This is a genomic window from Microvirga sp. P4_G7 (assembly GCF_056401005.1).
This window is the reverse complement of sequence record NZ_JBFUKD010000144.1, coordinates 1-7,182: the sequence shown is the minus strand read 5'-3', so window position 1 is coordinate 7,182 and position 7,182 is coordinate 1. Positions and strand designations below refer to the sequence as shown.

General features: G+C 64.3%; 7 protein-coding genes. 1 reads left to right on the top strand and 6 read right to left on the bottom strand.

All coding sequences use genetic code 11. The features are described from left to right. The coding region (locus tag AC1DT3_RS08780; protein WP_477464873.1) for a cadherin repeat domain-containing protein at positions 1-2,440 on the top strand (2,440 nt) is incomplete at its 5' end. 91 nt (positions 2,441-2,531) lie between these two features. Here the strand turns inward: AC1DT3_RS08780 and AC1DT3_RS08775 are convergent. The 6 genes from AC1DT3_RS08775 to AC1DT3_RS08750 form a co-directional block, all read right to left on the bottom strand. Beyond that, positions 2,532-3,770 (bottom strand): molybdopterin molybdotransferase MoeA, encoded by a 1,239-nt coding sequence (locus AC1DT3_RS08775; protein ID WP_477464872.1) that lies wholly within the window; start codon positions 3,768-3,770, stop codon positions 2,532-2,534. Between the two features lie 22 nt (positions 3,771-3,792). Further along, on the bottom strand, positions 3,793-4,269 hold the full coding sequence (gene moaC, locus AC1DT3_RS08770; RefSeq protein ID WP_477464871.1) for a cyclic pyranopterin monophosphate synthase MoaC: 477 nt from the start codon (positions 4,267-4,269) through the stop codon (positions 3,793-3,795). After that, positions 4,266-5,066, bottom strand: coding sequence for an indole-3-glycerol phosphate synthase TrpC (gene trpC, locus AC1DT3_RS08765; RefSeq protein WP_477464870.1), 801 nt, complete (start codon positions 5,064-5,066; stop codon positions 4,266-4,268). The genes moaC and trpC overlap by 4 nt, the downstream gene beginning before the upstream one ends. 56 nt (positions 5,067-5,122) lie before the next feature. Beyond that, positions 5,123-6,136 (bottom strand): anthranilate phosphoribosyltransferase, encoded by a 1,014-nt coding sequence (gene trpD, locus AC1DT3_RS08760; RefSeq protein WP_477464869.1) that lies wholly within the window; start codon positions 6,134-6,136, stop codon positions 5,123-5,125. A 6-nt stretch (positions 6,137-6,142) separates the two neighbouring features. Next, complete coding sequence (locus AC1DT3_RS08755) at positions 6,143-6,760, bottom strand: anthranilate synthase component II (protein WP_477464868.1); 618 nt, start codon at positions 6,758-6,760, stop codon at positions 6,143-6,145. A 75-nt stretch (positions 6,761-6,835) separates the two neighbouring features. Continuing rightward, positions 6,836-7,182, bottom strand: a 347-nt coding sequence (locus AC1DT3_RS08750; RefSeq protein WP_477464867.1) for a chorismate-binding protein, incomplete at its 5' end; no start/stop codon positions are given.

Below are 7,182 nucleotides of genomic sequence, written 5' to 3'. Positions count from 1 at the left end.
CACCATCACGGTCAAGAACGTCGCGCCGGTCAACAAGGCCCCGACGACGCCGTCGGGTGCTGCCAACGTCAACGAAGGCACGGGAGCGAGCCAGACGGTCGTCACCCTCGATGACCGCGACGACGACAATCAGATCATCGGCTACACGTTCGCGAGTGCGCTTGCCGGATCGAATGGCCTGATCAGTTCGGACGGCAAGTTCAAGATCGTCGGCAACCTGATCGTGACCAACGGAACGGTTGCGGATGTGACGGCGGACACGCCGATTACATACTCGATCGTGGCGAACGACGGCTCGGGTGCGGCGAATGCGACCGCCATCGGCGACGTCACCATCACGGTCAAGAACGTCGCGCCGGTCAACAAGGCCCCGACGACGCCRTCGGGGGCGGCCAACGTCAACGAGGGCACCGGGAACGATCAGACGGTCGTGACGCTCGATGATCGCGACGATGACAATCAGATCATCAGCTACACGTTCTCGAACGCGCTCGCGGGATCGAACGGTCTGATCAGTGCCGACGGCAAGTTCAAGATCGTCGGCAACCTGATCGTGACCAACGGCACGGTCGCCGAGGTGACCGCCGACAGCGCCGCCACCTACTCGGTCGTGGCGAATGACGGCTCCGGAGCGGCGAACGCCACTGCGACCGGCAACGTCACGATCACGGTGAAGAACGTCAACAAGGCTCCGACTGCACCGTCCGGGTCGGAGAACGTCAACGAGGGCACTGGTAACAACCAGACCGTCGTGACGTTGGATGATCGCGACGATGACAACCAGTTCATCGGCTACACGTTCACCAACGCTCTCGCCGGTTCGAACGGCCTGGTCAGCTCGGACGGCAAGTTCAAGATCGTCGGCAACACCATCGTGACCAACGGTACGGTCGCCGATGTGACGGCCGATACGCCGATCACCTATTCGGTTACGGCGAATGACGGCTCAGGAGCGGCGAACGCCACCGCGACCGGCGACGTCACCATCACGATCAAGAACATCGTTCCCGGCAACACGCCTCCGCCGGCACCGAACGTCACCGTCAGCGTCCAGGAGACCTTGGGGACGAGTGCCGACGTTGCGACGCTGGCCGAGCGAGACAACGACGGACAGTTGATCACCTACAAGTTCGAGGCGTTCCAGGAAGGATCCGACGGCGCGATCAGCGCGGACGGCAAGTTCAAGATCGTCGGCAACAAGATCCAGGTGGCGGACGCCACCAAGATCCAGGTCACGCAGGATACGGCCAAGACGTACAAGTTGATCGCGTCGGACGGGCTCACCACGACCCCCGGCAACGCGGTGATCACGGTCACCAACGTCAACAAGCTTCCGACGGCGCCCAACGCGGTCGCGCAGCTTCTCGAGACGGCGGGGACCGGAGCCGAGGTGGCGACGTTGCCGGCGACAGACGGCGACGGAGAGACGGTGGCTTACCGTTTCGCCGATTCCCAGGCCGGCAGCCAAGGCAAGATCAGTGCCGACGGCCGCTTCAAGATCGTCGACAACAAGGTTCAGGTCGCCGACAACGCGAAGATCCAAGTCGGACAGGACACCGCGATCTCCTACACGCTGTTCGCCTCGGACGGCACGCAGGACGTGGTTGGTACGGTAACGCTCACGATCAAGAACACCGACGTCATTCCGCCTCCGAACTCGCAGCCGACAGGGCTCGCCCTGGAAGGCACCGTCGTTCAGGAACTCGCGGCCAACGGTACGGTCGTCGGAACCCTGAAGGCGACGGATCTCGACAACGATCCCCTGAGCTACAGCCTGTCCGCACCGAGCGACCGGTTCGAAATCGTCAACAACAAGGTCGTCGTCAAGGACGGCTTCAAGCTGGATTTCGAACAGGCGACATCGCATGCAATCTCCGTCCTCGTGTCTGACGGAAAGGGAGGCACTGCGACGCAGAGCTTCACGATCAGTGTCGGCGACGCCAATCCGGAGTTTACGGCCGGCTCGGCAGGCAACGACGTGTTCAAGGGCGGCGTCGGCAAGGACAATCTCGGCGGCGGTGCGGGCAACGACGTCCTCTGGGGTGGTCTCGGCAACGACGTGCTGAGCGGCGGCGCCGGCAAGGACGTGTTCGTGTTCAACACCAAGTTCAACAAGACGAGCAACAAGGACACGATCAAGGATTACAACGTGAGGGACGACGTGATCCGGCTCGAGAACGATCTGTTCAAGGCCAACAAGGCGCTCTACACCGCGATCAAGAAGGGCACCGAGGCAAAKCCGGTGGCCCTCAAGAAGGACTTCTTCACCATCGGTGAGAAGGCCTTGGACGCCAACGACTACTTCGTCTACGACGCGACCAAGCGCATCCTGTACTACGATGCCGACGGTTCGGGAGCGAAGGCCGGTGTCGCCATCGCGACCTTCACTAAGAACGCCGCCTTGAAGAACTTCAGCTACAAGGAGCTGTACTTCATCTAGTTGAAGCGCAGCATCGGATCTAAAAAGGCCCCGGCAATTCAGTTGCCGGGGCCTTTTCATTCAGGCTCGTCGAGACGTTTCGTACTCGCCGCTAGCAGTATCGCGTGAGCCGAATGATCCTGCATGCATCGCCGGATGAGGCGGCTGGCGCGTGGGGCGGACGGATCAGAAGCGCCTCCGAGGTCGCGAGGAGACGCAGCATCGAGGAATCCTGGATCGGGTGCGGGCGCACGACGGGAACGTTCGCGTGCGCGCTGTCGGGCCGTTCCGTCGCCAAGCTGGCGCGCATGTAATCCTGGCGCATGGCGTTCGGCGGCAGATCCTCGCCGAGGATCGCGGGCTCGGTCGGATCGCTCCCGGCCGCTGGGTCGCCGACGAGGGCGCGGATGGCCGGTACGAGAAAGAGAATGGCGCACACGAAGGACGACACCGGATTTCCGGGAAGACCGAGCGCCGTCATGCCGTTGAGCGTCCCGTGCATCAGCGGTTTTCCGGGGCGCAATGCGATCTGCCAGAAATCGAGCGACATGCCGCGCTCGATCAACGCCCTCTGGACGAGATCGTGCTCGCCGACGGACGCCCCGCCGAGCGTCACGAGAATATCGGCCTTGGCGTCGATCGCGGCCTGCAGCCGATCGTTCAACGATTCCATCGTGTCTCGGGCGATGCCGAGGTCGATGGGCTCGCCGCCGGCCTTGGCGACCATGGCCGCGATCGCCGGTAGACTGGACGCGACGATCTGATCCGGCCCGGTCGGTTCTCCCGCGCGCACGAGTTCGTCGCCCGTGGCGAGAATCGCGACGCGCGGTTTCCTGCGCACGGACAAGGTGGCGTGCCCCATCGCGGCGGCGAGAGAGACATGCCGTGCATCGAGGCGTTCGYCGCGCGAGATCAGCACGTCGCCGGCGCTGAAATCGAGGCCGGCCGGTCGAATATGACGTCCTGCGCGCGCGCTTTCCTTGATGACGACCTCGTCGCCGACACGATCCGTATCTTCCTGGAGGACGATCGCATCCGCTCCGTCCGGAACCGGTGCGCCGGTGAAGATCCTGACCGCCTGTCCTGCGCCGAGCGCACCCGTAAAGCGACGTCCGGCAGCGCTCGTTCCGACGATCGGAAGCCGGGCAGGAACCCGTGAGGCGTCGGCGCTCCGCACGGCGTAGCCATCCATCGCAGATGCCGGGAAGGGCGGTTGGTCGCGGTCGGCGGCGAGGTCTCCAGCAAGCGTTCGCGCGGCCGCGGCGGACAACGCGACGGGTTCGGCTCCCACTGGCGTTTCAACGCCGGCGAGCACGCGCCGCAGAGCCTCCTCGACCGAAATCAACGCCATGTTTCGCGCCTCTCAGCCAATGTCATGGGGCATTGTAATCGCCGGAACGTCCGCCGCTTTTTGTGCGCAGACGAATGCCTTCGATCCGCATGTCGCGATCGGCGGCCTTCACCATGTCGTAGATCGTCAGGCAGGCAATGGACGCGGCGGTCAGCGCTTCCATCTCGACGCCCGTCTGGCCGGAGACCTTCACCTCCGTCGTCACGCGAACGCCGGGCAGGGATTCGTCGAGGACGCAATCCACCGAGACATTCGACAGCAAAAGCGGGTGGCAGAGCGGGATCAGCTCGTGGGTGCGTTTTGCCGCCATGATGCCCGCGAGCCGCGCCGTGCCGAGCACATCGCCCTTCTTGGCATCGCCTTGGCGGATCAATGCGACAGTCTCCGGCTTCATGACCACATGGCCCTCGGCGGTGGCCGTCCGGGCCGTCACGCTCTTCTCCGACACGTCGACCATGTTGGCGGCGCCGGTCGGGTCGAGATGCGTGAGGGTGGTCATGCGGCCTCACCGAAGAGCAGGCGACGCGTCGCGAGCGCCACGTCGGTCTGGCGCATCAGGCTCTCGCCGACGAGGAAAGTATCGATGCCGACCTTCGACAGCCGCTGAATATCCGCCAGGGTAAAGACACCGCTCTCGCCGACGATGATGCGGTCGGCTGGGATCAGCGGCGCGAGTTCTTCGCTGATGGCGAGCGAGACTTCGAAAGTGCGCAGATTGCGATTGTTGATGCCGACGAGTTTCGTGTTCAGCGGCAGTGCGCGGTCGAGTTCGGCCCGATCGTGGACCTCCACCAGAACATCCATGCCCAGGGCGTGCGCGGTCTCGATGAGGGCGCGCGCCTCCGCGTCGGTAACGCTCGCCATGATGACGAGAATGCAATCGGCGCCCCAGGCACGCGCCTCGAACACCTGATAGGGCTCGAACAGGAAGTCCTTGCGCAGGGCAGGGAGGCCCGATGCTTCCCGCGCGAGATCGAGGTAGGCAGGCTTTCCCTGGAAGGACGGCTCGTCGGTCAGGACTGAAAGGCACGTCGCGCCGCCTTCGGCGTAAGCTTTGCCGAGCGTCGCGGGATCGAAATCGGGGCGGATGAGACCCTTGGACGGGCTCGCTTTCTTGACCTCGGCGATCAGGGCCGGGCGCTTCTCGGACAAATGCCGCTCGATGGCCGCAGCGAATCCGCGCGGGGCGGAAGCCGCGCGGGCACGCCGTTCGATCTCGTCCTGCGGGACGGCCACCTTGGCCGCCGCGATCTCACGGCGCTTATAGGCTTCGATGCGGGCGAGGACGTCACTCATGGAATTTACTCACGGCGAAATGGCGCGGTCTGGCCGTGCACCGGAAAGCACGCGGATCAGGCGTTCGAGGTGCGGACCAGACGATCAAGAGCCGCCTTCGCCGCGCCGGTGTCAAGCGCGCGCGAGGCGCGGTCGATACCGTCACGCAGGTTCGCGGCTTCGCCGGCGATCACGAGGGAGGCGGCCGCATTGAGAACGCCGACGTCGCGATAGGGAATCTGCGCGCCTTCCAGAACGCCGCGCAGTTGCGTCGCGTTATGCTCGGGATCGCCGCCCTTGAGGTCCGCGATCTTGGCGATCGGGAGCCCGACATCTTCGGGGGTCACGGTAAAGCGACGGATCGTCCCGTTCTCGAGCGCCGCCACGTAGGTCGGGCCGGTGGTGGTCATCTCGTCGAGGCCGTCGGAGCCGTGGACGGCCCACACGCTGGTGGATCCGAGCTCCTTCAGCACCTGAGTCAGGGGCTCGAGCCAAACCTCTGAGAAAACGCCCAAAAGCTGCTTCGATACATTGGCGGGGTTTGCCAAGGGGCCGAGGAAGTTGAAGAGGGTTCGGGTTCCCAGCTCGACGCGCACGGGAGCCACGTGGCGCATGGCGGCGTGATGCGCCTGTGCGAACATGAAGCAAACGCCGGCCTCGTCGAGGCAGCGATGCAGGCCGGCCGGATCGAGCCCGAGCTTGACGCCGAGGGCAGCGAGAACGTCGGCCGTTCCGGATTTCGAGGAGGCTGCCCGGTTGCCATGCTTCGCCACCGGTACCCCGCAGCCAGCGACGATGAGCGCAGCGAGAGTGGAGATGTTGTAGCTGCCGGAATGATCGCCGCCGGTGCCGACGATATCGATGGCGTTCTTGGGCGCGTCGACTTTGAGCATTCGGCTGCGCAGCGCCGAGACCGCCCCGACGATCTCGTCGAGCGCTTCGCCTCGCACGCGCAGGGCCATGAGGAAGGCTCCGGCCTGCGCCTGGGTCACTTCGCCCGAAAGCAGATCGTCGAATGCCGCGCGGGCCTCGTCACGCGTCAGGGACGCGCCCGTGGCAACCTTGGCGAGGTAGGGCTTGAAGGAATCCATGATGTTTCAGTGCTTGGCCGACGGGCTGGTGTCGCGTCTCGCATTCCATGCGGAAGCGAGGTCGAAGAAGTTGCGCATGATCGTCGTCCCATGCTCCGACAGAATGCTTTCCGGATGGAACTGCACGCCGTGGATCGGAAGCGAACGATGGGAGAGAGCCATGATCAATCCGTCGTCGGATTGTGCGGTGACGGCGAGATCGTCCGGGCTGTGGTCGCGTTCGACGATCAGCGAGTGGTAGCGCGTCGCGCGAAACGGACGGTTGATGCCGCGAAAGATGGTTTCACCCTTGTGGGAGATTTCCGAAACCTTGCCGTGCATCGGCAGCGGCGCGCGGGTCACCTTGCCGCCGAAGACCTGCCCGATGGCCTGAAGACCGAGACATACGCCGAAAGTGGGAATGTCAGCGCTCGCCCGTTTCACCAGTTCGAGACAGATGCCGGCCTCGTTGGGCGTGCACGGCCCCGGCGACAACACGATCGCGTCGGGCTTCGCGGCCAGGATCGCGTCCACGGTCACCGCGTCGTTGCGGACGACCTCCATCGAGGTCGCGAGCGGCCCGATGAGATGGACGAGATTCCAGGTGAAGCTGTCGTAATTGTCGATAACGAGGACGCGGGTCATGGCATCGGCACGTTTGCCGACCGGCGGCACAAGGTCAAGTGAAGGTTCGCCCGTGCTGGCATGGTGGTGACGGTCCTACTGCCCGAAGCGCGCGCGGCTGGCGAAATTGACAGCCTCCTCCGCGGCGCGGAACAGGGCCTTGGCCTTGTTGACGCATTCCTGCTGCTCGGAGGCGGGGTCTGAATCGTAGACGATGCCGGCGCCGGCCTGAACAGCCATTCGACCATCCTTCACGACGGCAGTTCTGAGCACGATGCAGGTGTCCATCTCGCCGTTGGCGCCGAAATAGCCGATGCAGCCGGCATAGGGACCGCGCTTGTCCTTTTCCAGTTCGTCGATGATCTCCATCGCCCGAACCTTCGGAGCGCCCGAAACAGTTCGTCGATGATCTCCATCGCCCGAACCTTCGGAGCGCCCGAAAC

Bases quoted from the DNA above. Each gene is read 5' to 3' on its own strand.
- moaC (WP_477464871.1), bottom strand. From the start codon at position 4,269: ATGACCACCCTCACGCATCTCGACCCGACCGGCGCCGCCAACATGGTC.
- trpD (WP_477464869.1), bottom strand. From the start codon at position 6,136: ATGGATTCCTTCAAGCCCTACCTCGCCAAGGTTGCCACGGGCGCGTCC.
- trpC (WP_477464870.1), bottom strand. From the start codon at position 5,066: ATGAGTGACGTCCTCGCCCGCATCGAAGCCTATAAGCGCCGTGAGATC.
- AC1DT3_RS08755 (WP_477464868.1), bottom strand. From the start codon at position 6,760: ATGACCCGCGTCCTCGTTATCGACAATTACGACAGCTTCACCTGGAAT.